The sequence below is a fragment of the Rhodococcus sp. MT28 genome, assembly GCF_058792695.1.
In genome coordinates, this window is sequence record NZ_JBXAFD010000004.1 from 653422 (window position 1) to 680134 (window position 26713).

Sequence of the window (26713 nt, forward strand, 5' to 3'; positions counted from 1 at the left end):
CTTGACTGAAGCAATTGTTACACAATATCTTTCATGTCAGAAGCAGGGGGAATCGAGCGTCGCGCAGTCATTGTTTCCGCAACCGAACTCCGCGAACTCATTCGTTCCGATCGGACGCTCGTCGTCGTCAACGTGGTGCGAGACAACAGCGAGGGCGGAGCCGGAATCATTACTGCGCCGCAGTCCATCACATTGTCGATCAACGACTTTCAAAGCAGTGGCGGCGGGACTGACGGGAATCGACCGCTGCCAGACCTCGACGCATTCGGAAGAACACTGAACGATCTGAAAGTATCCGCCGATGCTCACATCGTGGTCTACAGTTCGGACAGCCCCCTGCTTGCGGCCCGCGCGTGGTTCACGCTTCGCTGGGCAGGACGTTCAGTGCGGTACTTGGACGGCGGATCGTCCGGATGGGTTACAGCCCGGAAACGCATATCGACAAACGATTCGATTCCCGTACCACCTTCCACCACTAGCACGACACTCGCCGACGCAGAAGACGCCCTGCGCGCGGCATCGGCCGGCAGATTGCTCGACGCCCGAGGATCGAGCAGTTTCCGCGCCGGCCACATTCCCGGATCTATCTCAGCGCCGGCAACTGACCTACTCGACGACAACGGATTCCTACTTCCCGACCGCGAGTTACGAGAATACTTCCACCAGTTCGGAATAGAGCGTGGTGCCACCGTCGTGTCCTATTGCGGCGGCGGAGTTGCCGCGTCGCACAACGCACTGGCGCTTGCAGCGGTCGGCATCAGCTCCGCGGTCTACGTCGCGTCGTGGTCGGGGTGGAGCGCCGACCCCGAACGACCCGTCTCCACTGACATCCATCACACACCAAGGAATCCGGACCAGCGATGACACGACAGATGATCCTCGGCGCCTACATGGTCTTTCCGAGTATGCACAGTGCCGGAATGTGGCGGCATTCGTACTCGGAGAATGCCTTCGAGGACAGAGCGCTCTACGAGCGATACGCGCAAGCAGCGGAACGAGCAAAATTCGACCTGATACTGATACCTGAGCGTGTGCACTACGTCGACGGCCACACCAAATACGGTCTGCTGACCGGCTTTCAACATGATCCGACGCAGTTGGCTGCAGTGGTGGCCGGCGCAACAAATCGTATCGCTCTCGGCGTAACCCTTTCGGCAAGCTTCAACAGCCCGTACAACCTGGCGAGAACTCTGGGCAGCCTCGACATACTCAGCGGTGGGCGCGCGGCCTGGAACATCGTGATGACGGCACCCGGTCCGGCTAACGACAACTTTCCCGAAGTCGATCGGCTTCCGAGAGAAGAACTGTACGAGCGCGGCGACGAAGTTCTCGAAGCAACCACCGCACTCTGGTCGTCGTGGGACGGCGACGCCGTATCGGCCGATCGCGACAGCGGAATCTACGCAGACACAAGCAAGATTCACGCGGCCGACTACAAGGGCAAATACTTGTCGGTGCAGGGTCCACTCACCTTGCCACAATCACCTCAGGGCCGCCCGGTCTTCATCCAGGCAGGTGAATCTGTGAGAGGGCGCGAATTCGGTGGGCGGTGGGCAGATCTGGTCTTTGCGATCGACCCGTTGGAGGAAGATCTTCGAGCGAAGCGCAAGGCAATTCGCGGCTACGCGGAAGAGGCCGGACGCGACCCTGATTCGGTGCGCCTCGTCGCCGCTGTGCAACCGATAGTCGGCGAGACGACGAGCATCGCGAAGGAACGGCAGGAGTACCTGCGATCCTTGATCCATCCGGATGCGGCAATCGAGTGGGTCTCCCACTCCGCAGGACTAGACTTGTCGCAGTTCGATCCGTCCACTCCGATCGCCGAAGTTCTCAACCGCGGTAGTGGCCCCTCGCGTCGATTGGCACGCCTGATCGAATCCCGAAATCTCACCATCGCCGAAACCGCAGAGTTGTTCGCGCGCAATGATCTCACTCCCGAGATTGTCGGCTCGCCGCAAGAAGTGGCGGACGAGTTGACGCACCTCTTCGAATCGGGAGCAGCTGACGGTTTCATCCTGACCGCTACCCACTTCCCCAGGGGGCTCGACGACTTCGCGAGTTCCGTCGTGCCACTTCTGCAAGATCGGGGCGTGTTCCGGCGCGAATACACCGGAACGACCCTGCGGTCCCACATCTTCGACACCACTCGCACTTCCCCACGATGAACGGAACTCAGCCCATGACGACGTCGCGGCTTTCATCCATACCGATCCGAGTCGCCATCCTGGCGTCGACGCTTGCAGTTGCAGCCGGCTGCAGCACTGCAACGCCAGCTGCGAGCGCCGACTCCGAGCCCGTGTCAGGGGGCGATCTGACCTTTGCGATCAATACGTTTCCACCGTGCATCGACAAGACCCTGAACGGTCAAACTGCTACGGCATTCCATCCACTCTACGACAAACTCGTCGACCAGAACCTCGAGACCGGGGAGATCGTGCCTTGGTTGGCGACGTCCTGGGAGGTCCAGAACGACGGTCGACGATTCGTCTTCGCTCTGCGGGACGGCGTGACCTTCAGCAACGGCGAGCGTCTGGATGCGCAGGTTGTCGCGGACAACTTCGAAAGCCAGAAGAGACTGGGAGACAGTGGCTTCGCGACCACTGCGAAGTCACATCTCGCAAACTTCACTGGAGCGGAGGTACTCGACGCTTCCACTGTCGCACTCAATTTCTCGGAACCGTCAGCGGGCTTCCTTCAAGCCGCCCGCTCCGATACGCTCGCCATCATCGCACCGGAATCGTTGAAGAAGACGCCCGAAGAACGCTGCGCCCAGGGCGTTATCGCTTCCGGCCCGTTCGTACAGAAAGAACTGGAGACCAACGCGAAGGTCGTACTCGCTCGTCGGGACGGGTACCACTGGGGATCCTCACTCAACAAGAACAAGGGAGAGGCCTATCTGGATTCGATCACCTTTTTGGTGGTCCCCGAATCCTCGGTGCGAATCGGCGGTTTGACGTCAGGACAACTGGACGCCGCGATCGACATTCCGAGCACAGACGTCGACCGGGCAGAAGGCGCCGGACTCACTGTCATCCCGTCCCTTGCTGCCGGCATCAACGACTCGCTCTTGCTCAACCCCACGTTCGCGCCGGTACTTGCGGACCTGAACGTGCGGCGTGCTTTGGTGAAGGGCATCGATACCCAGCAGATCATCGACACCACCTACACACCGAGTGACGAGAAAGCGCGAAGCATCTTGTCGGTGAAAGCGCCCGGCTACACCGATCTGTCGTCCGAGTACACCTATGACCCGTCGGGTGCGAAGTCACTGCTGGACGCCAGTGGATGGACAGTCGGCGGTGACGGATTCCGAACCAAGGACGGTGAGAAACTGACCGTCGAATTGGCCTACCGCAACCACCTCCCCCAATCGCAGTTCGAACTGATCCAATCTCAGCTGCGCGACATCGGAGTTGCAGTGAACTTGCAACCTCGCTCGACTGCCGAGGACAACGCCGCGAGAACCGACGGCACATGGGAATCGATCTACTTCCAGAGCTTGCGCGCCGACGGTGACGTACTGCTGGTGTTCAGTCCCACTCTCGGCTCGACCAAAGGCATCGCCTCGACTCCGGAGCTGAATGCATTGCTGGTCAAACAATCTCAGACCGTAGACGTCGATGCGAGAAACGGGGTGTTGAAGGAGATTCAGGAACTGATTGCCGATCAGGCACTGGCGATCCCGTTGCACGCCTCTTCGCTGATCTACGCGACGACTCCCGCGGTTCACGACCTGCGCATCCAAGCCGATCTCTACTCGGTGGACTTCGTGGATGCGTGGAAGAGCTAGCCCACACTTCGTGATCTCGACAACCTGCTTCGACAAACCCTCTTCCCGGAAGGAACCCGATGTTCACCCGTCCTCGCACCGCAACGCTTCTGATCTCTACCCTGGCCACAGTTACTCTCCTGGGTACCGCTTGCGGAAGCCCAGATGAAGAATCGACCGGGCAACACTCCGGTGCAACAACATCCAGTATCAACTTGTCGGCCGAGCAGAACCGCATCAGCACCGACAAGGTTGATTCGATCGCAGCGAAGGTCCCTCAGGAGTTCCGCGACCGGGGCACGATCCGAATCACCGGCAACGCTGGAACCGCTCCACCGTTGCGCTTCTATGCCGACGACGACAAGACTGTCATCGGTTCCGAGACCGACTTCGCGTATTTGATTGCAGAGGTGCTCGGGCTGAAAATCGACCTTCAGGTCGCGGATTGGGCGCAGAATTCGGTGCGGATCGATTCGGGAGACGCAGATGCGTTCATCTCCAACGTGACGGTCACCGAAGAGCGCAAAGAGAAATACGACTTCGCGACGTACCGCCTCGACACTCTCGCGTTCGAGGTCAGAAAGGACAGGAATCTCTCACTCGAGAAGCCGGAAGACATCGCCGGACTGAAGATCGGAGTGGGCGCTGCCACCAATCAGGAGGCGTTGCTGGTGAAGTGGAATGAGGACAACCTCGCAGCTGGGCGTGCTCCCGCTGAAATCACCGTGTACCAGAAGACCACTGACTACTACCTGCCGCTGTCTTCCGGTCGAATCGACGCTTACTTCGGCCCCAACCCGTCATCGCAGTTTCACGCTGCACAGACTGGCGAGAACGAAGTGATCGGTCAGTTCTCCGGAGCCGGTGAGGCCGCGTTGGGCCAGATCGGTGTACTGGTCAAGAAAGACAACGGCTTGGTACAACCGATCAGCGAGGCGATAGATCATCTCATCGAAAACGGCACATACGAGCAAGTTCTCGAGCGATGGAAGATCACCAACGAGGCAGTCGACAAGTCGCTGGTCAATCCCCCTGGCCTCCCGAAGACGAACAAATAGGAAAGGCGCACTCTAACTCGTCGCGGGGCGACTATTTCAGTCTGAACCGCGAGATCGACGGCGGACCATCGTATGCCTCGCCCGCCCCGTCGACCCGAGACCGTGCGCAGCGTGCTCCACCGGCTGCATCGCTTCATCGAAGGACACGCAGCACCAGCTGTCTCCAAGATGATTCGAATGCTGAACTGGGAAGAACGGAGCAAGACAATGGAATCCGACCCAGGTTGTCAACCGAGTGCTAGCTTGAGTTCCCGATTCAGGTCAGAGCAGGAGCTTCATCCATGAAACTGGCAGAGGCACTGGCGCTACGCAGTGACACCACTCGCAAGGTTGCGCACTTGCGCGAGCGGATCGTCGACAATGCACGCCACCAGGAGGGAGAAGTTCCCGCCGAAGACGCCGCCGTCCTTCTCGAAGAGCTGACGTCAACTCTGAGCGAACTCGAACGGTTGATGCGCGCGATCAATCGAACCAATGCGCAGGCGATCCTCGGAAACGGCACTGTCACAGATGCACTCGCCCATCGAGATGTGCTGCGTCTGAGACACTCTGCAGTCAATGCCGCTGCGGACGCCGCGTCGGGGCGCGAAGCGCGAGGTTACGGTCGTCAACTCCGATCAGAATTGGTCTATGTCGCGGCAGTCCCCGTCACCGAACTTCGGGCAATCGCGGACGACCTCGCCCGCGAGATTCGCGAGGTCGATACACAGATTCAACGAACGAATTGGGAGGTGGATCTGATCGAGTAAGCACGGCAGCGTTGGAGCAGGTAGTCGTTCGGCGAAGCGAGCACACACCGCGACCGGCGGTCTATCCGGTCACCTCTGAGCGCGGCGGGCAGCGCACATACACATTGCAGCCCTGCACGTCGTACAGGTAAAAGTGCACTACGCACACATCACCACCACGTGCTGATCGTCGATAGACGAGGGCGGGTTCGGGGCATCCAGCACTGTCGGCGACTACAGGTCGGTGCGTCTCCGATTGGGATGCAGGATGCACCTCAGTAGCGCGAATAGTGCTGCATCTCCTCGCGATCTGCAGCGCAGATGCACTTTCGATCGAGACCGCGGTCGGCTGTCACTGCGCAGAAGCGAACCCCGAGCGGATCGTGGGATTTCATACTGTGCTGACACGCCGGGCAGATCGACGGTGTTTTCTGATCCTCGTCAGTCGACTCGGATTGCCCTCGTGCATTCGACACATCGGACGGGTTCGACGCCATACCGGCGCTCCAGTTCTCGGCCGTTCGACCACAGACCGGGTTGGCGTCGAGGACGACATGGCTTGACCGCGCATATTCGAATGACCCTCGACGTACCCCACGCTACTCGCTTCGGCACACCGGTTTGTACCAATTTCTGCCCACGCGACAATCCCGGTCGAGCAGGATAGAACTACTGCACGCACCATTTCCGTGCAGGATTCGAATTCGTGCAGCATTCGTCGTGAAAGGGCTTCTCGTGAACACTTTCCAACGTGTATCCGCCGCCGTGAACGTAGTGGTCCAACCACTGATCGGCGCTCCGATCGTAGGCAAACTACTGGGCCGTTCCATGACCGTCATCACCTACGTCGGACGCAAGTCCGGTCGCACCTTCAGCGCGCCCGTGTCCTACAAACGAAAAGGCGACCATGTGACGATCGGCATTGCCATGCCGGACAAGAAGAGTTGGTGGCGCAATTTCTACCCGGAACAAGGTCCGATCGTTCTCCAACTGGACGGTATCGATCGCCCCGGCGAGGCACTCGCACACCGAAAAGGCAAGGGTGTCTACGTCTCCGTCGAACTCGCTCCCGTCGACTGAGCGGATCGAACAGCCACCGGTGCAATCACATTCAGCTCACACCCACCGCCTCACGAGATCTGGGTGATTCAGATCTCGTGACGGTCGGGACCTTTGACTCTGTGCAATCGAGACTCGGTCTCGCACCCTTCGACGCGGGTTTTTTGTCGACCATCGGTCGGACAACCCGATCCTGTCGGGACATTACCGTCCGGTAACATCGACGGCAGGCGTGAGCTGGAAGAGGTGACCACCGTGACGATCGGCATCTATCTGGTCGACGACCACGAGATCGTCCGTCGTGGATTGGCAGACCTGTTGAATCAGGTACCGGGATTCAACGTTGTTGGCGAGGCGTCGTGTGTTCGCGAAGCCTCGGCCGGAATACCCGAATGCCGACCCGACGTGGTTGTCATGGACGTCAGACTTCCCGACGGCAACGGTGTGGAACTGTGCCGAGAACTGGCGTCGACCTACCCGAGCGCCGCCACTTTGATGCTCACGTCGTACTCCGACGACGACGCACTGCTCGACGCCCTGATCGCCGGCGCACGAGGATTCGTCCTCAAGAACATCCGCGGCCACGACCTGGTGTCGGCGATCCGCACGGTTGCTACCGGCAAGTCGCTGTTGAACACCCAGGCGGTGATCGGTTTGGTCCGGCGCATCCGGTCCGAACAGGAGTCGGGTACTGCGGCAGCCCTGTTGACCGATCAGGAGCTCTTGATCTTCGAGTTGATCGGCAAGGGACTGAGCAATCGAGAGATCAGCTCGCACGCAGAACTCTCGGAGAAAACAGTCAAGAACTACGTCTCACGCATCCTCGAGAAACTGGGTCTCGAACGTCGAACGCAGGCCGCAGTTCTGGCGACAAAGCTTCGTGCGCGCACTTCGCACCCGGATCCTTCGGGCCAGGCGACCACTCACCTGCTGACGCCGTCCGGCTCGCCCTTCTCCGCCACCACGGGCACGCACCATGCCAGGTAGCCGCGACGCGCTCATGCTCAGCCTTTTCGGCGACATCGCCGGAAGCGCAGAGCTGACTGCTCTCAACCCGACTGCAATTCCCAAACTGCTCAGTGCCGTGTTGACCGTCGGGTCCACACTCCAGCTCGACGAAACCCTGCAACAGATAGTCGACGTCGCGCGACATCTCCTCGAAGCGGACTACGGCGCGCTCGGCGTGAAATCCCCCGACGGACGCTTGTCCCGATTCATCCACTCCGGTTTGACTCAGGGGCAGGTTGCCAAGATCGGGCATCTTCCCGAAGGACACGGCCTGCTGGGCCTGGTCGTTCGAGAACCGTGCCCGGTTCGAACCGACCGAATCTCCTCGCATCCGTCCTCGGCAGGGTTTCCGACCAATCACCCGCCGATGGACACGTTTCTCGGTGTTCCGATCTTCGTCAGGGGCGAGGTGTTCGGCAGCATCTACCTCGCGGACAGCTCGGAACGGACTGCATTCGACGACCGCGACGAGGCTGTACTCCAGATTCTGGCAAATGCTGCGAGCATCGCCATCGACAATGCGCGTCTGTTCGAGGAATCCCGGACGCGAGAAGCCTGGCTCAAGGCCGTCGCCGCCGTCAATGCACGTCTGCTCAGCGGCGGATCCCGCGACGAGACGCTGGCGGAACTGGTTCGGACGACGCGGCACCTCACGGATGGAAATCTTGTGTGCGTCGTTCGCTACGACCTCGGCAGAGAGCCGGTAGTCCACGTCGCCGATGCTGCTGATTCCCAGCCTGTCCCCGCGACCGGATCAGCCGTCGATCTGTCCGGGACCGTGATCGACGACGCTGCGCGGAGCCGGCGGCCGATCTCTGCACCACATGGCAGTTCCGTTCCGGCACTGAATGTTTCCGGCGACGAATCAGTGGTCGCACTCCCCCTCTCCGGGACCTCGTTCGGCGGCGGTGTTCTCTTCGCGTCACGCCGCAGCAACCGCCCGTGGGGAGTGGACGAGATCGAGCAACTGACGGCGATGGCAGACATCGCTTCTGTCACTGTCGAATTCGCAGAACAGCAACGGAAAGAAAGACTGGTCGACGTCCTCGAAGATCGCGACCGAATCGCGCGGGATCTCCATGACCACGTCATCCAACAGCTGTTCGCCACCGGGTTGAGTTTGCAGGGGGTGCTGCAACGTCCAGGCGACGAGGACACCGTTCGAACCGTATTGGACACCTCTGTCGATCAACTCGATCGAACAGTCCGTGAAATCCGCACCGCAGTCTTCGACCTCCATACGAGCGAGATGTCTACTCCCACAAGCCTGCGGCGGCGACTACTCGATGCCGTCAACGGTCTGTCCGGCCACTCGTCGATCACTCCCAGCGTCACTTTCGAGGGAACCATCGACAGTTCCGTCCCGTCTCGACTTGCCCCGCATGCCGAAGCCGTTGTGCGCGAGGGCTTGAGCAACGCTCTGCGGCATGCACATGCCGATGCCATCGACGTCACCATCCGGGCCACCGAGGAGCTTGTCATCAGCATCGTCGACGACGGTGTGGGAATCGACCAGGCAACCAGAATCCACGGTCTCGACAACCTGGCGACCCGCGCTCGTCAGTGCGGAGGCTCGAGCAACATCACCAGCGAGAACGGTGTCACCGAACTGGTGTGGCGTGTTCCGCTGAGCCCCAGGCGAAGTCCGTTGCCGATCCAGCATCGTTGAGCGTCAGAGCGGATCCAGTTGGGCCTTGAGCAGGCAGAACTCGTTACCTTCCGGATCGGCCAGGACATGCCATTGTTCGTGCCCTGTCTGGCCGATGTCGGCCGGCCGCGCACCAAGACTCAACAGGCGTTCCAGTTCGGCCTCCTGATCGCGATCGGTGGCGTTGACGTCGATATGCAGGCGGGGCTTGCCCTTCTCCGGTTCGTCTCTGCGACTGAGGATGATCGTCGGCTGCGGACCGCCGAACCCTTCGCGTGGGCCGATCTCCAACGAACCGTCGTCCATTCGATCGAGCACGACGAAGTCCAGGACCTCGCACCAGAACCGGCCCAGCACCTCGGGTTCCCGGCAACCGAGCACCAGTTCACTGATACGACATGCCATGACCATCTCGCTTTCTTTCGGCTCGTGAAGACAACTCTCTCGACCGTACGGGACCACGTGATCTACGCCATGCCTCTGTTCCGATCCTAGGGACCTTTTCCCCTCGTCCGAGTTCCCGGTCGCCACGATCATTGCGTTATGTTCCACAGTCCCAGGCATTCTCGGTCTTTCGTCACGTCGATGTGCGTAGGCGGCCGTCGTGGTTGATCTCGCGCCCCGGCCGGTCGGTGAGGTCGATTCCCCCGCCGATGCAATTCCCCGAACCGCTCCGAAGGGTTCGAAACTGGTCGAGATCCTCAGGACCACCGATCACAAGATGATCGGTCTGATGTACATCGTGACATCGTTTGCCTTCTTCTTGATCGGCGGACTGATGGCACTACTCATGCGCATGGAATTGACCGTTCCGGGAATGCAATTCCTGTCCAACGAGCAGTACAACCAGTTGTTCACCATGCACGGCACGATCATGCTCCTGCTGTACGCGACCCCGGTGTTCTTCGGATTCGCCAACTACCTCATGCCACTGCAGATCGGGTCGCCGGACGTGTGTTTCCCGCGACTCAACGCCTTCAGCTACTGGCTCTATCTCTTCGGCGGCCTGATCGCGTCCGCCGGATTCGTAACACCTGGTGGTGCGGCAGATTTCGGCTGGACCGCCTACGTACCGCTCACCAGCGAACTCCACTCCCCCGGCATGGGCGCCGACCTGTGGATCATCGGTCTCGCTCTCGGCGGCGTCGGCACCATCCTCGGCGCAGTCAACATCGTTTCGACGATCGTCTGCCTGCGCGCCCCGGGTATGACGATGTTCCGCATGCCGATCTTCACGTGGAATGCGCTGGTCGCCAGCATGCTGATCCTCCTCGTTTTTCCGCTGCTCGCTGCTGCCTTGATCGGACTGTGGGTGGACCGGCACCTGGGAGCGCACCTGTTCGACCCCGCCACCGGTGGAGTCATGTTGTGGCAGCACCTGTTCTGGTTCTTCGGCCATCCCGAGGTCTACATTCTGGCGCTGCCGTTCTTCGGCATAGTCTCGGAGATCTTCCCCGTCTTCAGCCGCAAGCCGATCTTCGGATACACCGGATTGGTCTACGCAACATTGGGAATTGCTGCACTGTCGATCGCTGTGTGGGCGCACCACATGTACGCAACCGGCGCCGTTCTCCTCCCCTACTTCTCGTTCATGACCTTCCTGATCGCAGTTCCCACCGGAGTCAAGTTCTTCAACTGGATCGGCACCATGTGGAAGGGGCAGTTGACTTTCGAATCGCCCATGCTGTTCTCCGTCGGCTTCCTGGTCACATTCCTGTTCGGCGGACTCTCCGGCGTCATCCTTGCCAGCCCGCCCTTGGACTTTCATGTCACCGACTCGTACTTTGTTGTCGCGCATTTCCATTACGTCCTCTTCGGGACAATCGCGTTCGCGACATACGCCGGAATCTACTTCTGGTTCCCGAAAATGACCGGCCGGATGTTGGACGAGAAGCTCGCCAAGATCCATTTCTGGTTGACCCTGATCGGCTTTCACGCAACATTTCTCGTCCAGCATTGGCTCGGCGCCCAGGGCATGCCTCGGCGGTACGCGGACTACCTGCCATCGGACAATTTCACTCTTCTCAACACGATCTCGACCATCGGCGCGTTTGTGCTCGGAGCCTCGACGATTCCGTTCATCTGGAACGTTTTCAAGAGCTACCGGTACGGCCGAATTGTGACCGTCGACGATCCTTGGGGCTTCGGAAACTCGCTCGAATGGGCGACGTCCTGCCCACCACCGCGACACAACTTCACCGAACTTCCCCGAATCCGCAGTGAGCGGCCGGCATTCGAACTGCACTACCCCCACATGGTCGAAAGAATGCGCGACGAGGCGCATGTCGGACTGCTTGGTCACAAGTCGGTTTCCGACGTGAGAACTGAGGTGAAACAACATGAATGACGGCACGAAGTACCGAGCCTGGGCAGAAAAGCAGCACCACGAATGCCGAGCGAAACCCGGCCATCTCCTCGCCCCGTTGCTCGTGCTCATGTTCGCTGTCACGACGCTCGTGTGGTTGCCTCTGACGACTGCCGCGTGCTCGATAGTCGTCGCAGGATTGCTGTTCGGCACTGTCCTGCAAGCTAGTTCGCATTCAACAGACACAGCTCGAGGAGTTCACGATGAAGCCCGAACTATCGACTGATCTCATCACCTCGGAGTGGTCCGCGGACGGAGCGGTGGTCGTGTGCATCGACGGATCCCCGCTGCGCCCCGGCGAGATCACGTGGGCGGCTGAGTTCGCACATCGCCACGGTCTCTGGATGCGAATCGTTTTCGTAGCTCCGAGCGCCGATCTGAACACCTCGGCATCGCCGACCGGCCTGTTCATGGAGGCCATTCAGATCGCCGAGTCGGTGTCGCCAGATCTTCGGATCCGGACCGATCTGATCTCCGGGGAGAACACCGCAATTCTCACCGCGCTGACAGCTGAGGCCGCCTTGATCGTCGCACCACAGGACGATCCCGCCGCACCTGGACCGACATGTTCGTTCGCAAGAGTCGGAACACCGCGTGAAAGCAGCACTGCGGCAGCCTTGCCGGTTGTCGTCGGTTTGGACGGAAGCGCCTACAGCGAAAGCGCTCTGGCCATCGCATTCAAGGAAGCAGAGGCAGCGAACACCGAACTGGTCGTCGTGCACGCAGCGCCGCCAGAGGCCGAGCGGCGTCGAGACTTCGCATCCGGGCACGCGCCCCAGCACTCGACGCCGCTGACGTGGCAACTGTCGGGTTGGGCCACGCTCTACCCTGGCGTCGCGATCCGTCAGATCGAGTTCGACGGCCCCTCGGTTGCCATTCTTGAACAACTCTCCACCGAGGCACGGCTTCTCGTCGTGGGTCGGCGTGGGCGAGGCTCGTTCGACGACACCGCTCTCGGCACCACGAGCAGTGCGATGATTCGAAAAGCACACTGCCCGGTCATCGTTGCCAGCGAAGCCTGAATCAGATCGTCACCCGGTCAGAAGCCGTAACTGTGGATGGGTGCGAGCTGACCGGAGTGATGGGCTTCGATTACGAAACGCTCGTGGTCGACCAACTTCTCCGGGAGTTCGTCAACCGGCCACCACCGCAGATCTGCAGATTTCAACGGCTCCATCCGGCGTGGTTCACCCGACCACGTGCGGCATTCGTAGAAGAAGTCCACTCGATGATCCACCGGTTCGCTCCCGTCCGCGTGGCGGCGATGCAACACGGTCAGCGGCTTCAGTTCCGAGGAAAGCAACTCGACACCAAGTTCTTCCGCAGCCTCCCGAACGGCAGCGTCGATCGCCGACTCCCCCAGTTCGACGTGGCCCGCAGCAGCGTGAGCCCAGTATCCGTCCATGAATCCCGTGCCCTCGCGCAATTGCAGCAGCACCTCGCGCCGTTGTACCGGGTTGCTTCGACAGAACATCACGTACACCGCTGGTACCAGCGCAAATTGATCGGCCACACGACCACGCTATCGTGCGCGTGAAATGACGGCGCCCCGCGAGAACAAGCTCGCGGGGCGTCGTCGACGATCTGCTGGATCAGTTCACGTCGAACCGGTCGAGGTCCATCACCTTGGTCCAGGCTGCGGCGAAGTCCTCGGCGAACTTCTGCTTGGCGTCTGCACTGGCGTACACCTCGGCGAGTGCACGCAGTTGCGAATTCGATCCGAAAACGAGATCGACCGCAGTTGCCGTGTACTTCGGATCGCCCGTCACGCGATCAACACCGTCGTAGACGTTTTCGTCCGTCTTCGACGGCTTCCACTCGGTACCCATGTCGAGAAGGTTGACGAAGAAATCGTTGGTCAACGTCTCGGGACGATCGGTGAACACGCCGTGACGGGTATTGCCGAAGTTCGCGTTCAGCGCGCGAAGTCCGCCGACCAGCACTGTCACCTCGGGCGGGGTCAGCGACAGCATGTACGCGCGGTCGACCAACAGAATCTCTGCCGGAATCTTCTCGCCTCCCTTGAGGTAGTTCCGGAATCCGTCGGCCCGGGGTTCGAGTACCTCGAACGAGTCGACGTCTGTCTGCTCCTGCGTTGCATCCGTTCGGCCCGGCGTGAACGAGACCGTGATGTCCTGTCCGGCGTTCTTCGCAGCCTGTTCGACGGCCGCTGTACCACCCAGAACGATCAGGTCGGCGAGAGAAACCTTTGCTCCACCAGCCTGGTTGAAGTCCTGCTGAACACGCTCGAGAGTCTGAAGCACCGCGGAGAGAGCTGCAGGCTCGTTGACTTCCCAATTCTTCTGCGGCTCCAGTCGGATTCGCGCACCGTTGGCGCCGCCGCGCATGTCCGTGCTGCGGAAGCTCGCGGCAGACGCCCACGCCGTCGATACCAACTGCGAAATGGACAGCCCGGAGTCGAGAAGTCGACTCTTGAGGATCGCGATGTCTGCGTCCCCGATCAGTTGATCATCGGCCGAGGGAACCGGGTCCTGCCACAGCTGCGGCTCGGGAACCCAAGGTCCCAGGTAGCGCGTGACCGGTCCCATGTCACGGTGAAGGAGCTTGTACCAAGCCTTGGCGAACTCTTCGGCGAATTCTTCCGGATGATCGAGCCAGCGCCGGGTGATCTTCTCGTACGTCGGATCCAGGCGTAGGGACAGGTCGGTCGTCAGCATCGTCGGGGTGCGTCCGGCCGACGAATCGAACGGATCCGGGATGGTGCCCGCCCCCGCGCCGTCCTTCGGAATCCACTGCCACGCACCCGCCGGACTCTTGGTCAGCTCCCAGTCGTAGCCGTACAGAATCTCCAAGAAGGTGTTGTCCCACTTCGTCGGAGTGGGAGTCCACACGACTTCGAGACCACTGGTGATCGCGTCCTTACCCACACCCGTGCCGAAGGCACTCTTCCAGCCCAGTCCCTGCTGCTCGATGGGAGCACCTTCCGGTTCCGGTCCGACGAGGTCGGCCGGTCCGGCTCCGTGCGTCTTGCCGAAGGTGTGACCGCCGGCGATCAGCGCAGCTGTCTCCACGTCGTTCATCGCCATGCGGGCGAACGTTTCTCGGATGTCGCGGGCGGCCGCTACCGGATCCGGTTGCCCGTTGGGTCCTTCGGGATTGACGTAGATCAGGCCCATCTGCACGGCTCCGAGCGGTCCGGACAGCTCACGGTCTCCGCTGTAACGCTCGTCGCCGAGCCAGGTGTCCTCGGGACCCCAGTAGATCTCCTCGGGCTCCCAGATGTCTTCTCGGCCGAATCCGAAGCCGAAGGTCTTGAACCCCATCGACTCCAGGGCGCAGTTGCCCGCGAACACCAGCAGGTCGGCCCAGGAAACCTGCTTTCCGTACTTCTGCTTCACGGGCCAAAGCAGGCGCCGGGCCTTGTCGAGGCTGGCGTTGTCCGGCCAACTGTTGAGCGGGGCGAAACGCTGAGCACCTTGGCCGCCACCGCCGCGGCCGTCTGCAATGCGATAGGTGCCGGCAGCATGCCAGCTCATACGCACGAAGAGTCCGCCGTAGTGCCCGTAGTCGGCCGGCCACCAATCCTGCGACGCCGTCATCAACGCGATGACGTCGCGCTTTAGCGCCTCGACATCGAGCTTGGCGAATTCCTGGGCGTAATCGAAGTCGGCACCCATCGGATTCGACTTCGACGAATGTGAATGCAAGACAGAGAGATCCGGCTGATTCGGCCACCAGTCGCTGTTTGTTCTCGGACGATTCCCGGTAGGCGTCGGAGACGGGATTGCGGGGTTTTCACTTTCGCTGGTGCTCTCGGTGTTTCCGTCGTGAGCAACCGGGCAACTATCGGACACGGTAATCCCTCCATGAGCGAGTAGAACGGACTTCGATCACGTTTGTGATCGCAAACTCTGAGTTGTCGAGCAGTCGGGACACAAGCCCCAGTAAATGACCTCGGCTTCGTCGAGAACGAAACCGTTGTGCGCCGACGGCGTCAAACACGGTGCCTCTCCGACTGCGCAGTCGACATCTGCAACGACCCCACAGGACCGGCAGACGACGTGATGATGGTTGTCGCCGACGCGTGACTCGTACAGCGCCACCGATCCGGACGGTTGGATCCGCCTGATCAGCCCGGCGTCGGTGAGAGCGTGCAACACGTCGTAGACCGCCTGCCGCGACACCCCCGGCAGAACAGCCCGCACAGCATCGAAGACAGTCTCGGTGGCTGCGTGTGGGCGTGCATGCACAACCTCGAGCACCGTGACTCTGGGACGAGTCACGCGAAGCTCAGCGTTACGCAGTTGGGCTGCATAATCCGGCGTCGAAGGCACCTTTCCACTATTGCGCAATCTTCTGGACTGAACCCAGACTTTCGCGAAAATCATCGCTGACAGGGCCCTCCCGACCGATTCGTCCGTGCTGGAAGTGAGCCGGATTCCTCGCTCTTTCTGGCGTCCCCACACCGCCTTCAGGTTTGTTGTGCGTCGACGCGTCCTGCTGTGTGGTTCCAGAAACTCCGACAATCTCCCCTTCGTCCAACTACCGTGAAAGGGAGAATCCGCCGAGGTCAGGAGTGCTCGTGCCCAAACTGGAGATCAAGAGGAAGTCAGAACTCTCACGGCAGGAAGTCGCCGACCGACTCATCGCCCTCGGCCAAGCCCTCGCCAGTGGATCGGAAGTGGAGCTGGGGTCGGGTGGGGACTCGATCGAAATCAGTGTTCCGGAACAGGTTCGGTGGGAACTCGAGATCGAAGTCGACGGCAACGAAGTCGAGATAGAAATCGAGATTCACTGGCGCGACGACCCTCAGGAAGAATCGGAAGAGAAGTCTCCGCCTCGCACCAAAGCAGTTCGTCGCAGCCGACCACGCAAGAGCACTTCCACATAGGCCGACTCGACTACGGTTGTCAGGCACTTACGGAGACGCCGACACCTCGAGAGACACGACGCGCAGCAGTGCTCGGAGGTCACTTTCGATCCGTCGAAACAGTTGATACACAACGATGAATCCGGCGATACCGCCCAAACACAGCGCACGGACTGTTGCGTTGAGTTCCTCACCGGCACCCGAACCGACAAAACTGAGCCCCGCGATTCCCACCAGTGGAACCGACGCCGCGACTGCGAGGTAACGCGTGCTGCTCCGACCCAACGAGCGAATATCGCGTCCGTCGTCGCTTCGTAACTCGCCGTGTGACAACAAGATCGGATACAGACATCGAACCGAGTAGTACGTCAGGATGAAGAACGGATACGCGACTGCGACGGCGCCGCACACCGCCAGCGACGACATCAGGTGCACGTAGGCTCGCTGCGGAATTCCGCCGGCGGCAATCTGCAATGCGACCGGATATGCGATACCGGCCAGAACCCACAGACCGAATGCGATCACGACCGCGCGATGTCCGACGTTCAGCGTCGCAGTACGCGCTTTGTTCAAGACCTCCGCGCTGTACGTCTGACCGTTGCGCAGTCCGTGAGGCACGGTGAGTGCAAGCCGACACCAATACAGGATCGCTGCGGCACCGAGAGAGAACGCAGCCACCCCGATGACCAGATGAACCTGCTCGAGATGCTGCTGAGCCTGCGGCGAGAGACCCGAGATGATCAGCATCTTGTTGTAATAGTAGTTGTAGCCCGCCGCAAGAAGATTCGGAATTCCGATCGCGGCAAGCACTATCGGCAGCGCCCACTTCCACAACGACGAACGTGGACTCCCTTCCGGTGGGTCCACCAGATTGCGAGCAGACCGGTCCAGACACAGTGCGAACTGACGAGCCAACTTTCGGCCGCCAGACCACCTTCCGTCTCTCTCCGGCGAAAGAGACTTGACCAGAACTCGGCGCAGCGCCGGCGGACAGTCGTCCGGTAGCCGTGCCTCGGCTGCGGGATCCACCCCGCGCCGGCGGGCCTCGAGCGCCTTCTTGGGCGACGGTGGGCTCTCCCCCGTACCGTCGTCCGTGAAAGGCCTACTCCCGGTGAGGAGTTCCCACAACATCACGCCCAGTGCATAGATGTCGCTACGGGTGTCGAGTGTGCCAGGCGCCCCCACCGCACAGGCCTCCAATTGCTCCGGAGACATGTAGGCAAGCGAGCCTCCGACAAAACATGCAGCGTCCTCGGTCGAGACCTCCTCACTCGAGCTGACGTTGAAGTCGGCGAGCTTGGGGATGCCTTCGACGCTGAGCAGGACATTCGCCGGCTTGATGTCCCGATGTAATACGCCGTGCTCACGCGCATACTCGAGGGCATCGGCCAGTCGCATCCCCATCCAGGCCACGGTCTCCGGCCACGACATCGCAGCGATCTCGCTCCTCAGGCTCGTCTCGCTGGGCTTCATCTCTCCCTTCTTCGCCAGGGTCTTGTCGATGGCGTCGAGAAGTAGTTGTCCGGACCGCTGCGCCTGCGGTGTCACGCGGACAAGTTTGACCACGTCGAGCAGGGTCCCACCCGGCACATATTCCATGAACAGGACTCGCAGTGCGCGTTCCTCGAGCAGCCGTTGATCGAAGACCCGGACGATGTTGGGATGGTCGAGCTGGGCGAGAGTCTGCGGCTCGACTCCGACGTTGCGCGAGATTTTCAACGCAACCCACCGCTGCATCGAGAGTTGCCGAGCGAGGAACACTCGGGCGAATGCGCCGTGCCCGAGTTCCAACACCAGCTCGAAATCGTCCAGGTGCTGCCCGATTTCGAACTCGTCGAAACCCGACAGTCCCAACATCATCACGTCTTCGCGACCGGCCATCGAATCACGGTCGAACATCTGCTCGAAACTCTCTGCCTGCAAGGGAAACTCGCTGAGGTACTCGGCTGCTGCGACGTCCTCCCCACCCTGCTTCCGCAGCCGGAACTCCTCGTACAGGAGCTCGGCCGGTAATGGTTCTTCGAGTAATTCGGGATACTCGGCACAGTAATCCGTGAGCCGTTTCGGGCAATCATTTTTCAGCCAGCGGTACTCCATGTCGATTCCGACCAGTTCGATCAGCGCCGCCCGACGAATCTTGGCTGGATCAGGCAGATAGTCGCTCAGGTCGGACGGGGTTCGTCCCTCCTCCCAATCCGCCACAAGGCGGCCGAGGCCGTCTGCACCGTTCTGGCCGTCACGCACCACCGGCAGCGTTGAAGGGCGCAACTCGGTGACGGTGCCCCGTTCGGTCAGGGGCCCGCTCGCGATTGTCGCGTCACTGGCCTGCGCACCACGTTCATTCATGACACTTCTGTTCCGCACCTCGATCACAATGAATCGGAGTGACTCACTTCAGCGTAACCCCGGTGGTACTCCAGACCCCAGCGAATCTATTCGGCGTGAACTGCCGACTCCGTGCCGATGCGAACGAGTTCGTCGCGCTCTTTGATTTTGATCCGATCACGCCCATGCTTCACACCGAGGGCACGTTCGGCGGCATCGATGCGAAGCCATCCGTCCCAATCGACGGGCACCACTCTGCCGGCCCCGAGGACCTCCGCGATCCGGCCGTGACCGGCTCGACGCTCGTATGCCGAATCAAGTTGGTGCAGCATCGTTTCGACTGTCTGGCGAGCGTCTGGCCGCGCCGCACCGATCAGCCCCGCGGCACCTCGCTTCATCCAGCCCGTCACGAACAAGCCCGCGATCGGTAGACCGCTCTCGTCGACCGCTGCGCCGCCCTGGTGCGCAACATTGCCGCGTCCGTGATCGAAAGGCACCCCGGCAAGTGGCGTCCCGAGAAATCCGATTGCCCGGTACACAGCTTGAACCGGATAGTCGGTACAGATACCCGAAGCGGTGACGTGACCATATCCGTCCGGGTCTGTCCGCTCGACGCGGAGTGCTTCGACTTTCCCGCTGCCGAGAATCTGCGCCGGCTGTCGGTAGAAGTGCAGGTGAACTCGGCGCCGGGAAGTCCGATCGGCAGAAGCAGCGTCCGCGAAACCACGGAGTGTCTCGACTGTCAGTCGGGTGTGCGCCAACTGTTTGGTCATCCGCTCGACATGCCGGTCCGGTACGACATCGACAGAATCGACGACAACATCTACGCCGGGTAGTTCACCGAGAGCGCGCAACTCGTTCGGGGAGAAGCGAGCGTCGGCTGGTCCGCGCCGGACAAAGATGTGTACTTCGCGAACTCGACTGCCGGCGATCCCTTCCCGAACTTGGTCGGAGACGTCCGTGGCCTGCAGCGATTGCGCCTCGGCGAGGAGCATACGGGTGACGTCGAGTGCGACGTTGCCACCTCCGATCACTGCGACCGATTCCGCGTTCAGCGGCCACTGCGGCGAGCTGTCCGGGTGATCGTTGTACCAACCGACAAACTCGGCGCCACCGAAAGAACCTGGAAGCTCGACGCCGGGAATGTCGAGAGGTGCATCCCGCGGCGCACCGGTTGCAATGATCACGGCATCGTAGGACGAACGTAGGTCATCGACGGAAAGGTCCTTTCCGATCTCCACGTTGCAGAACAGCCGGAACTCACTGGCGACCAGCGTGGTGTGCAGAGAATGGGCGAACTTTTCGGACTCGGGGTGCCCTGGTGCGAGACCGTAGCGCACCAGTCCGTACGGCGTCGGTAGACGCTCGAACACGTCTGTCTTGGTGCCGGGCGCAAGTTCGGCGAGAGCGCCGGCGGCGTGGATTCCCGCCGGCCCCGCTCCGACGATCGCGACACTGAGCGGTGGTGAGAAGAATCGGGGCGCCGCAGGCGGGGATACCGCTGGACCTCTGGCGTTGATCATCCCCCGAGGCTAGGACCTCAACTGCGCTGGAGATCAAGTCCGCTTTCAGCAGCCCGCTTTTCAGTAACCCTGCTCTGCAGGCTTGTGCTCGGTTGTGTAGCGGTAGAAGTCCGCTAGTTGGAGTTCGCCGGCAGCTGCCTCGTCGACTATGACGGTCACGTGTGGATGCAGCTGCAGCACCGACGCCGGGCAGAATGCCGAGACCGGACCTTCGACCGCGGCCCGGACGGCGGGCGCTTTGCGGGCGCCGTCCGCGATCAGGACGAGATGCCGTGCATCACTGATGGTTCCGAGCCCTTGCGTGATCACATGATGCGGTACGTCGGCTGGGTCTGCGAAGAACCGTGCATTGTCGGCGCGGGTCCTCTCGGTCAAGGTCTTCACTCGGGTGCGCGATGCAAGCGAGGAGGAGGGCTCGTTGAAACCGATGTGTCCGTTCAGGCCGATGCCGAGGATCTGCACGTCGATGGGACCGTTTTCGGCGATGGCAGCGTCGTAACGCCGGGCAGCGTCACTGGGATCCGCGGCCCCGCCGTCGGGGCTGAACACTCGCGCATTGTCGATGTCGAGGTGATCCACGAGTTCCGTGCGGATGGTGTGCGCGTAGGACTGCGGCTGATCGGACGTGAGACCTACATACTCGTCGAGAAGATACGCGCTCATCGCCGCGAACGACACTCCCGATTCTCGATGCCTCTTGATCAGCTCTCGATACGTGTGCAGCGGTGACGATCCGGTCGCGAGGCCGAGCATCCGCGCTCCGTTTTCGATTGCGCCACAAACGATATCTGCAGCGATTCGCCCGCCGTCCTCCGGACTGGGAACTATGACGATTTCCATTCAGACATCCTCACTGCTCGTGCCGGCTCCGACGATGGCCTCACGTACCGAACCCGAAGCGCGGTCCAAAAGTTCGGTTGCTTCGGCGAAGTCGCATTCGGCCAACAACATGACGACCGCTGCCTTCACATGACCATCGGCATTGTCGATGGTCTCCGCAGCGATCTCGGTATCGACTCCGGTGGCTGCCGCGACGATCCGGTTCGCACGATCGACAAGCTTGGCATTGGTCGGCCGAAGATCGACCATCAGATTGTGGAATGCCTTCCCGGAGCGAACCATACTGGCCGTGGAGAGCATGTTGCACACCATCTTCTGCGCAGTTCCGGCCTTGAGCCTCGTCGATCCGGTGAGGATTTCGGGCCCGGTCTCCACTTCGATGGCCACGCCGGCGTGAGAACTCATTGCCGCGTTCCGGTTGCACGAGACTGCCACTGTTGCAGCGCCGAGTTCGCGGGCGTGATCGAGTCCCCCGATGACGTAGGGGGTACGACCGCTGGCAGCCAGACCCACCACGACGTCGTTGGCGTTCAACGAGATTGCGTCGAGATCGACCCCAGCCGCTCGCGGATCGTCCTCTGCCCCCTCGACGGCGTTCAGAAACGCTCCTGGGCCACCGGCGATGATGCCGATCACCTCGCCCGGATCGGTCCCGAACGTCGGAGGGCATTCCACTGCGTCGAGAACTCCCAGACGCCCACTTGTCCCCGCTCCCAGGTAGATCAGTCGACCACCTTGTGCTCGGGCCGCGACGATCAAGTCGACTGCGGCTTCGATGGCGGGTAGTACCGCTGCTACCGCGTCGGCCACGATTGCGTCCTGTTGATTCATCACCGTCAGCAGACCCGACACCGACATGACATCGAGATCGCGGGTCAGAGGGTTGGGTCTCTCGGTGGAGAGCATTTCCAATTGCATTGTGGCGAGTCCTCCTCGATCGATATTCATTACGACGACTCCTCGTCAGTACTCACAGCGACGACTCCTCGTCAGTACTCACAGCGACGACTCCTCGTCAGTGCCGCTTCGAAGCAATGGCATCATGGCTTCGTTGCAGAGCAGAGAGTGCGCTGGGCAGCGAGTGCGCCACCATCGCAAAAATTGTGTCGACTACCAACAGCTGACCGGTGCGGCTTGCCATCGCAGCCGATCGGAAACCGAATTCTCTACCGGCAGTGAGCAGAACGTGATGTGACTGCACGGCGAGCGTCGATCGTGCCCCTCCGGTGATCGCAGCCGTCGACGCCCCGGTTCGACGCGCAAGGGCAAGTGGTTCCACGACATCCGAAGTCTCACCCGAATGTGAGATCCCCACTGCGATGTCGTCCGGTCCGAGCAAGCTGGCGCTGACCATGGCCGCGTCTCGGTCGAGATGAACCCGACAGTTGACGTCGATGCGAGAGAGCTTCAACGTGAGGTCTTGCGCGACGATGCCAGAGGCGCCGATGCCGTAGACCTCGACGCGGCGGGCGGATCGAATCCGGGACACAACTTCTTCGAGCGCAGCAGGATCTGTCAATTGCGCCGTGCCCTTGAGCTGTTCGGATTCGAACTCGGCGAGCTTGGCCATCACCTCACCGGCCGAGTCGGCAGCAACGATGTCCACACCGAGCGGGATCGTGTTCTCTGTACCGGACCCGCTGATCGCCGCCAGCGCGAGACGAAGCTGTGGATAACCCTCGAAACCGAGCCTTTTGGCTGTGCGGACCACTGTCGCCGTGCTTGTCGACGCTCGTTCGGCGAGGTCGTTGACCGTCAGGGTGGAGGCCAGACTGGGGTCGGCTTCGATGATTTCGGCGATCCGCAGCTCGGCAGGCGAGAGGCTACTCAGTGATGCACGAATACGAGCAAGCAGGTCGACGGACGCCGGAGCACTCCGGTCCAAAGTCATAACGCCTCGATTCGCATCGTTTTCGGAGCTGACGGCACCGATGTGATTCTAGGCAGCCCACGGCTTCCTGGCGTCAGGGATCCGAGCACACTGGCGTGACGTGCACCGGTGCACGAAGCAATGCTTCCAGGCAATCCGTGTGCGGTGAGAAAGCCGAGAACCGCGAAAGCCAATGCTTCCTTGATGTCGGAGGTGACGCCGAGTTCGTCCGAAGAGACAAGCGCGATGTCGCCCAGTTCGTCACGGAGCATCGCCATCAACGTCGGGTTCTTGGTGCCACCGCCTGACACCACCACTTCGGTAGCCGCCAGTGCTTTGACGGAATCGGCGACGGTCCGGGCGGTCAGTGCAGTCAGTGTGGCGACGATGTCGGCCAGAGACAAGGATTCGTAGCCCCGCAGTGCGGCGAGTAGGTAGTCCCGATGGAACAATTCCTTGCCTGTGCTCTTGGGAGCGGGCTGCGCGTAATACGGTTCGCTCAGTAGTTGTGCGAGCAGATCGACGTTCGGTGTGCCGGCTGCGCCCAGAGCACCTCCGAGATCGAACCACTGCTCCCCCGCGGTGAATTCGCTTACCGCAGCGTCGATCAACGCATTTGCGGGGCCGGTGTCGAAGGCAATCGGTACTGCGGCACCATCTGCCGTCGATGTCGGAGCGCCTCCCGGAGCAGTGACGTTGGCGATGCCACCGAGATTGAGCGCGACGGAACCCGAAGTTCTTCCGTTGAGCCACAATACGTCGAACGCACTGACCAGTGGTGCACCCTGACCACCCGTCGCCACGTCGCGAGAGCGCAGGTCCGACACGACCGTGCATCCGGTCTTCTCGGCTATCCAGGCCGGCTGCCCGAGCTGAAGAGTGCCCTTTACTTGCGCTCCTTCGACCCAGTGGAACATCGTCTGACCATGTGAGGAGATCAATTCCGCACTGCCACCGCACAGTTCCTCGTTCGCCCGCGCAGCCACGGCCGCGAATGCCTGTCCGATCTCGGTGTCGAGTTGGCAGATCTGACCGACAGTGGTGGACGCCGGCGGTACCGCAGCCGCCACCGCAGCCCGCAACTCACCGGAATACGGTTCGCTGACCATGCCCAGTGGGGTGAGCACAAGAGTGTCCCCGTCGATCCGGATGTCTGCTGCGGCAGCATCGATAGCGTCGTACGAAGTACCGGACATCAGACCGATGACTCTCATGAAATATCCCTTACTCGCATCGTTTCGGCATTCGGAAGAACTGCGGTCAGTCGACGAGTGCCCGCTTGTGGGCATTCCCTCGCAAGGTACTCAAGGCGATCGCGCTGACGGCGCACGTTGCCATCACGAAGTAGGCCGGAATATCGAGATTGGACGTTTCCTTGATCAACCACGTGATGATCAGACCGGCGCAGCCCGAAAAGACCGCGTTGGACAGGGAGTATGCGAGTCCCAATCCGGTGTACCGGACCGAGGTGGGGAACATCTCGGAGAGCATGGCGGGTCCGGGTCCGGCAACAAGTCCCACTGCGGCTCCGGCGGCAAACACTGCAAATCCCTTGGCTGTCAGAGACGTCTGCTCATTCTGCAGGACGTTGAGCAGCGGCAGAGCCAAGACCAGAATTATCACGGTGCCGGTGAGCATGACCGCGCGTCGTCCGATGCGATCGCTGAGTCCACCCGCGATCGGAATGGTCACCGCGAAGCCCGCATTGGCGAGCACGGAAGCAACAAGTGCCTGATGGAAAGTCGCGTTGAGCGAACTTTGAAGATAAGTCGGCATCACTACGAGGAACGTGTAACCGGCAGCAGACCACCCCATCAACCGCCCGATTCCGAGCAGAATCGCCTTGGCTGTCTCTCCGACAGTCGGCTGCACTACAGGCGCCGCTGCATCAGCTGTCGGTTCGGACTGTACTGATCGAGCACGCTCGAACGACGGCGTTTCTTCGAGCCGGAGCCTGAGCCACAGAGCAACCAGACCCATCGGAAGTGCAAGGAGGAACGGAATGCGCCAGCCCCAGTCACCGAGCTGTGACGGGTCGAGGACAGTAGCGAGGAGTGCTGCGATCCCCGCACCGGCGAGCAGTCCGAGCGCGACGGTGAACGACTGCCACGAGCCGTAGAGCCCGCGTCGGCCGGGCGGAGCAAACTCGGTCATAACCGACACTGCACCGCCGAACTCACCGCCGGCCGACAATCCCTGCAGAATTCGAAGGACCGTCAAGAGCAGCGGTGCCAGAATTCCGACGCTCTCGTAGGTGGGCAGCACACCGATCAGGGTCGTCGCACCCGACATCAGCAGAAGAACGATCACCAAGGTGGGGCGTCGGCCGATGCGGTCACCGAGTCGACCGAACAGCGCGGCCCCCACTGGACGGAAGAAGAAGGCCAGCGCAAACGACGCGTAGGTCTTGATCAGGCTTTCGAGGTCGCCGGAACCGTCGGCGCTGAAGAAGTTCGACGCGATGATCGTCGCGAAGAACCCGTACACACCGAACTCGTACCACTCGATGAAATTTCCGACGGAGCCGGCGACGAGCGCCCTGCGCCGTTTGAGCTGCGCACCATCGTTCCGTGTCTGCACTGTGATGCCCATGCCGTCCTCCGTTGACGAAACCCGAATATGCAACAAAGTTTCATCTGAACGGAGTATAAATGTCAAGAAGTTTCACGATTGGATTTTTGCTACGCCCGGAAGCCTTATGCTCCCGCGAACGTGAATGCCTCCGCCCGTTCGAACTGGTCAGTGGAGTCACCGGAATAGACGGTGCTCTCGTTCGGTCCGAGTCCGAGCCTTCGGACGGGTGTCCCTTCCGCGAGATCCATCGACGCCACGTCCACCCAGAAGGTATTGGGCGTCATCGCCGACTCGAAGAAATAGAGCGTGCGTTTGTGATCGACGACGGTGCGCCAACGGGTCGATGAGATGTTGGGCTCATCGGGAGTCGAAATTCCCAGGGGCACCGACACATTCCGAATAACACTGAAGGTGGATGCCAACGCCGCCCGCGGATCGTCCGTCTGCGGTATCGCATCGACATAGAACGACGCCCGAGCGAATCTGTCAGCGGCACGGTTGGTTCCGGGCAGCATGACGGTTCCGTTGATCTGCTTCCAGTACTCGTTGACGGCGAGTTGCTGATCGAAGATCGGCGAATTGGTCATCACCTGGTACTCACGGCTGTGATGAATCGTCGGGCGTCCACCGACGTACTCGATGATCGCGCTGTCTCCCCCAGCGTCCGAGAGCGACATGTGCAGCGTTGCGAGGCGGTCTTCGCCGGGAACGGCAGCGGTCACTACCGTGAACGGTTCCGACGCGAGCACTTCGACCGCTTCCTGAACTGTCGCAAAGCTGTCCAGGACGTATTGCGCCCACGCCGCGATCGACAATCCCGGGGTCGAACCGTCATACGTCGGGTACTCGGACTCGACCAACCACAAGAGATTGGCAGACAGCCCAGCCTCGTTGACCCCGTCGGTCGTGCACATGTCGTAGGCCGTCGCGACAACACTTCCGTATTTCGACGTCCACTGTATCGAGTTCGGACCTGCACAGCCCTCTCTGGTCATGCCGCGCGGGAATGCCCAGAGGTTTGTTCCGAGGTCGACCTTCCAATCCATCGATCGAGCAGTGATCACAGTGTCGTTGGGCCCCAAGTAGACCAAGCGTGTACACATCGAAAGCTATCC

25 protein-coding genes are annotated in these 26713 nt (G+C 61.0%); 12 read left to right on the forward strand and 13 right to left on the reverse strand.

Features of this window, described 5'->3' with window-relative positions; all coding sequences use genetic code 11:
* The first annotated feature begins 33 nt into the window (after positions 1–33).
* The 5 genes from AC1Q6C_RS19555 to AC1Q6C_RS19575 all read left to right on the forward strand — a co-directional run bounded on the left by AC1Q6C_RS19555 (position 34) and on the right by AC1Q6C_RS19575 (position 5576).
* Positions 34–864, forward strand: a complete 831-nt coding sequence (locus tag AC1Q6C_RS19555; protein WP_007726448.1) for a sulfurtransferase — start codon at positions 34–36, stop codon at positions 862–864.
* Entirely contained in the window at positions 861–2165 is a 1305-nt protein-coding gene (locus AC1Q6C_RS19560; protein ID WP_492666734.1) for an NtaA/DmoA family FMN-dependent monooxygenase, read from the forward strand. Before AC1Q6C_RS19555 ends, AC1Q6C_RS19560 begins: the two co-directional genes overlap by 4 nt.
* A gap of 14 nt (positions 2166–2179) precedes the next feature.
* Complete coding sequence (locus AC1Q6C_RS19565) at positions 2180–3790, forward strand: ABC transporter substrate-binding protein (protein WP_042453488.1); 1611 nt, start codon at positions 2180–2182, stop codon at positions 3788–3790.
* Between the two features lie 59 nt (positions 3791–3849).
* Entirely contained in the window at positions 3850–4827 is a 978-nt protein-coding gene (locus AC1Q6C_RS19570) for an ABC transporter substrate-binding protein (protein WP_007726443.1), read from the forward strand.
* Between the two features lie 281 nt (positions 4828–5108).
* Complete coding sequence (locus tag AC1Q6C_RS19575; protein WP_270008653.1) at positions 5109–5576, forward strand: DIP1984 family protein; 468 nt, start codon at positions 5109–5111, stop codon at positions 5574–5576.
* 254 nt (positions 5577–5830) lie between these two features.
* On the opposite strand, the gene AC1Q6C_RS19580 is transcribed toward AC1Q6C_RS19575, so the two are convergent.
* Positions 5831–6052: an RGCVC family protein gene (locus tag AC1Q6C_RS19580; RefSeq protein ID WP_042925672.1), complete on the reverse strand. Its 222-nt coding sequence runs from the start codon at positions 6050–6052 to the stop codon at positions 5831–5833.
* Positions 6053–6290: 238 nt separating this feature from the next.
* On the opposite strand from AC1Q6C_RS19580, the gene AC1Q6C_RS19585 reads away from it, so the two are divergent.
* The 3 genes from AC1Q6C_RS19585 to AC1Q6C_RS19595 all read left to right on the forward strand — a co-directional run bounded on the left by AC1Q6C_RS19585 (position 6291) and on the right by AC1Q6C_RS19595 (position 9291).
* Positions 6291–6635 carry a PNPOx family protein gene (locus tag AC1Q6C_RS19585; protein WP_270008652.1) on the forward strand — a complete coding sequence of 115 codons (345 nt, stop codon included), beginning with the start codon at positions 6291–6293 and terminating at the stop codon, positions 6633–6635.
* 234 nt (positions 6636–6869) lie between these two features.
* Positions 6870–7601 (forward strand): response regulator transcription factor, encoded by a 732-nt coding sequence (locus AC1Q6C_RS19590; RefSeq protein WP_054187603.1) that lies wholly within the window; start codon positions 6870–6872, stop codon positions 7599–7601.
* On the forward strand, positions 7591–9291 hold the full coding sequence (locus AC1Q6C_RS19595) for a sensor histidine kinase (RefSeq protein WP_042452382.1): 1701 nt from the start codon (positions 7591–7593) through the stop codon (positions 9289–9291). The genes AC1Q6C_RS19590 and AC1Q6C_RS19595 overlap by 11 nt, the downstream gene beginning before the upstream one ends.
* A gap of 3 nt (positions 9292–9294) precedes the next feature.
* Here AC1Q6C_RS19595 and AC1Q6C_RS19600 read toward each other — a convergent pair whose 3' ends face one another.
* On the reverse strand, positions 9295–9675 hold the full coding sequence (locus tag AC1Q6C_RS19600) for a VOC family protein (RefSeq protein WP_007726436.1): 381 nt from the start codon (positions 9673–9675) through the stop codon (positions 9295–9297).
* 199 nt (positions 9676–9874) lie between these two features.
* Between AC1Q6C_RS19600 and ctaD the strand changes: the two genes are divergently transcribed.
* From ctaD to AC1Q6C_RS19615, 3 genes are read left to right on the forward strand one after another with little or no spacing between them, the layout of a single operon-like run.
* Positions 9875–11617, forward strand: a complete 1743-nt coding sequence (gene ctaD, locus AC1Q6C_RS19605) for an aa3-type cytochrome oxidase subunit I (protein WP_007726434.1) — start codon at positions 9875–9877, stop codon at positions 11615–11617.
* Positions 11610–11861 (forward strand): hypothetical protein, encoded by a 252-nt coding sequence (locus AC1Q6C_RS19610; RefSeq protein ID WP_007726433.1) that lies wholly within the window; start codon positions 11610–11612, stop codon positions 11859–11861. Before ctaD ends, AC1Q6C_RS19610 begins: the two co-directional genes overlap by 8 nt.
* Positions 11839–12657 carry a universal stress protein gene (locus AC1Q6C_RS19615; RefSeq protein ID WP_209922894.1) on the forward strand — a complete coding sequence of 273 codons (819 nt, stop codon included), beginning with the start codon at positions 11839–11841 and terminating at the stop codon, positions 12655–12657. Before AC1Q6C_RS19610 ends, AC1Q6C_RS19615 begins: the two co-directional genes overlap by 23 nt.
* 17 nt (positions 12658–12674) lie before the next feature.
* Here AC1Q6C_RS19615 and AC1Q6C_RS19620 read toward each other — a convergent pair whose 3' ends face one another.
* From AC1Q6C_RS19620 to AC1Q6C_RS19630, 3 genes are all read right to left on the reverse strand, one after another.
* Positions 12675–13148: an NUDIX hydrolase gene (locus AC1Q6C_RS19620; RefSeq protein WP_003941446.1), complete on the reverse strand. Its 474-nt coding sequence runs from the start codon at positions 13146–13148 to the stop codon at positions 12675–12677.
* Between the two features lie 79 nt (positions 13149–13227).
* Entirely contained in the window at positions 13228–15450 is a 2223-nt protein-coding gene (gene katG / locus AC1Q6C_RS19625) for a catalase/peroxidase HPI (protein WP_003941458.1), read from the reverse strand.
* A gap of 36 nt (positions 15451–15486) precedes the next feature.
* A complete protein-coding gene (locus AC1Q6C_RS19630) occupies positions 15487–15930 on the reverse strand; it encodes a Fur family transcriptional regulator (protein WP_037129600.1) in 444 nt (147 codons plus the stop codon).
* A 248-nt stretch (positions 15931–16178) separates the two neighbouring features.
* Here AC1Q6C_RS19630 and AC1Q6C_RS19635 point away from each other — a divergent pair, with 248 nt between their 5' ends.
* The gene (locus AC1Q6C_RS19635; protein WP_037129603.1) at positions 16179–16487 is read left to right on the forward strand and encodes an amphi-Trp domain-containing protein; all 309 of its coding nucleotides are present in this window, start codon (positions 16179–16181) and stop codon (positions 16485–16487) included.
* 27 nt (positions 16488–16514) lie between these two features.
* Here AC1Q6C_RS19635 and AC1Q6C_RS19640 read toward each other — a convergent pair whose 3' ends face one another.
* From AC1Q6C_RS19640 to AC1Q6C_RS19675, 8 genes are all read right to left on the reverse strand, one after another.
* On the reverse strand, positions 16515–18812 hold the full coding sequence (locus AC1Q6C_RS19640; protein WP_064443213.1) for a serine/threonine-protein kinase: 2298 nt from the start codon (positions 18810–18812) through the stop codon (positions 16515–16517).
* A gap of 86 nt (positions 18813–18898) precedes the next feature.
* Positions 18899–20314: an FAD-dependent oxidoreductase gene (locus tag AC1Q6C_RS19645; protein ID WP_158170331.1), complete on the reverse strand. Its 1416-nt coding sequence runs from the start codon at positions 20312–20314 to the stop codon at positions 18899–18901.
* Positions 20315–20374: 60 nt separating this feature from the next.
* Positions 20375–21154 carry a glucosamine-6-phosphate deaminase gene (gene nagB / locus AC1Q6C_RS19650; protein ID WP_270008646.1) on the reverse strand — a complete coding sequence of 260 codons (780 nt, stop codon included), beginning with the start codon at positions 21152–21154 and terminating at the stop codon, positions 20375–20377.
* Positions 21155–22072, reverse strand: a complete 918-nt coding sequence (murQ, locus tag AC1Q6C_RS19655) for an N-acetylmuramic acid 6-phosphate etherase (protein WP_199267501.1) — start codon at positions 22070–22072, stop codon at positions 21155–21157.
* 97 nt (positions 22073–22169) lie between these two features.
* Complete coding sequence (locus tag AC1Q6C_RS19660) at positions 22170–23045, reverse strand: MurR/RpiR family transcriptional regulator (protein WP_003941452.1); 876 nt, start codon at positions 23043–23045, stop codon at positions 22170–22172.
* On the reverse strand, positions 23042–24238 hold the full coding sequence (locus tag AC1Q6C_RS19665) for an anhydro-N-acetylmuramic acid kinase (RefSeq protein WP_003941439.1): 1197 nt from the start codon (positions 24236–24238) through the stop codon (positions 23042–23044). The genes AC1Q6C_RS19660 and AC1Q6C_RS19665 overlap by 4 nt, the downstream gene beginning before the upstream one ends.
* A 46-nt stretch (positions 24239–24284) precedes the next feature.
* Entirely contained in the window at positions 24285–25616 is a 1332-nt protein-coding gene (locus tag AC1Q6C_RS19670) for an MFS transporter (RefSeq protein ID WP_270008645.1), read from the reverse strand.
* 104 nt (positions 25617–25720) lie between these two features.
* Positions 25721–26701, reverse strand: a complete 981-nt coding sequence (locus AC1Q6C_RS19675) for a linear amide C-N hydrolase (RefSeq protein WP_270008644.1) — start codon at positions 26699–26701, stop codon at positions 25721–25723.
* Positions 26702–26713: the final 12 nt, after the last annotated feature.

Bases quoted from the DNA above. Each gene is read 5' to 3' on its own strand.
- AC1Q6C_RS19555 (WP_007726448.1), top strand. From the start codon at position 34: ATGTCAGAAGCAGGGGGAATCGAGCGTCGCGCAGTCATTGTTTCCGCA.
- AC1Q6C_RS19560 (WP_492666734.1), top strand. From the start codon at position 861: ATGACACGACAGATGATCCTCGGCGCCTACATGGTCTTTCCGAGTATG.
- AC1Q6C_RS19565 (WP_042453488.1), top strand. From the start codon at position 2,180: ATGACGACGTCGCGGCTTTCATCCATACCGATCCGAGTCGCCATCCTG.
- AC1Q6C_RS19570 (WP_007726443.1), top strand. From the start codon at position 3,850: ATGTTCACCCGTCCTCGCACCGCAACGCTTCTGATCTCTACCCTGGCC.
- AC1Q6C_RS19575 (WP_270008653.1), top strand. From the start codon at position 5,109: ATGAAACTGGCAGAGGCACTGGCGCTACGCAGTGACACCACTCGCAAG.
- AC1Q6C_RS19580 (WP_042925672.1), bottom strand. From the start codon at position 6,052: ATGGCGTCGAACCCGTCCGATGTGTCGAATGCACGAGGGCAATCCGAG.
- AC1Q6C_RS19595 (WP_042452382.1), top strand. From the start codon at position 7,591: ATGCCAGGTAGCCGCGACGCGCTCATGCTCAGCCTTTTCGGCGACATC.
- AC1Q6C_RS19600 (WP_007726436.1), bottom strand. From the start codon at position 9,675: ATGGCATGTCGTATCAGTGAACTGGTGCTCGGTTGCCGGGAACCCGAG.
- AC1Q6C_RS19610 (WP_007726433.1), top strand. From the start codon at position 11,610: ATGAATGACGGCACGAAGTACCGAGCCTGGGCAGAAAAGCAGCACCAC.
- AC1Q6C_RS19615 (WP_209922894.1), top strand. From the start codon at position 11,839: ATGAAGCCCGAACTATCGACTGATCTCATCACCTCGGAGTGGTCCGCG.
- AC1Q6C_RS19640 (WP_064443213.1), bottom strand. From the start codon at position 18,812: ATGAATGAACGTGGTGCGCAGGCCAGTGACGCGACAATCGCGAGCGGG.
- AC1Q6C_RS19645 (WP_158170331.1), bottom strand. From the start codon at position 20,314: ATGATCAACGCCAGAGGTCCAGCGGTATCCCCGCCTGCGGCGCCCCGA.
- nagB (WP_270008646.1), bottom strand. From the start codon at position 21,154: ATGGAAATCGTCATAGTTCCCAGTCCGGAGGACGGCGGGCGAATCGCT.
- murQ (WP_199267501.1), bottom strand. From the start codon at position 22,072: ATGCAATTGGAAATGCTCTCCACCGAGAGACCCAACCCTCTGACCCGC.
- AC1Q6C_RS19660 (WP_003941452.1), bottom strand. From the start codon at position 23,045: ATGACTTTGGACCGGAGTGCTCCGGCGTCCGTCGACCTGCTTGCTCGT.
- AC1Q6C_RS19665 (WP_003941439.1), bottom strand. From the start codon at position 24,238: ATGAGAGTCATCGGTCTGATGTCCGGTACTTCGTACGACGCTATCGAT.
- AC1Q6C_RS19670 (WP_270008645.1), bottom strand. From the start codon at position 25,616: ATGGGCATCACAGTGCAGACACGGAACGATGGTGCGCAGCTCAAACGG.
- AC1Q6C_RS19675 (WP_270008644.1), bottom strand. From the start codon at position 26,701: ATGTGTACACGCTTGGTCTACTTGGGGCCCAACGACACTGTGATCACT.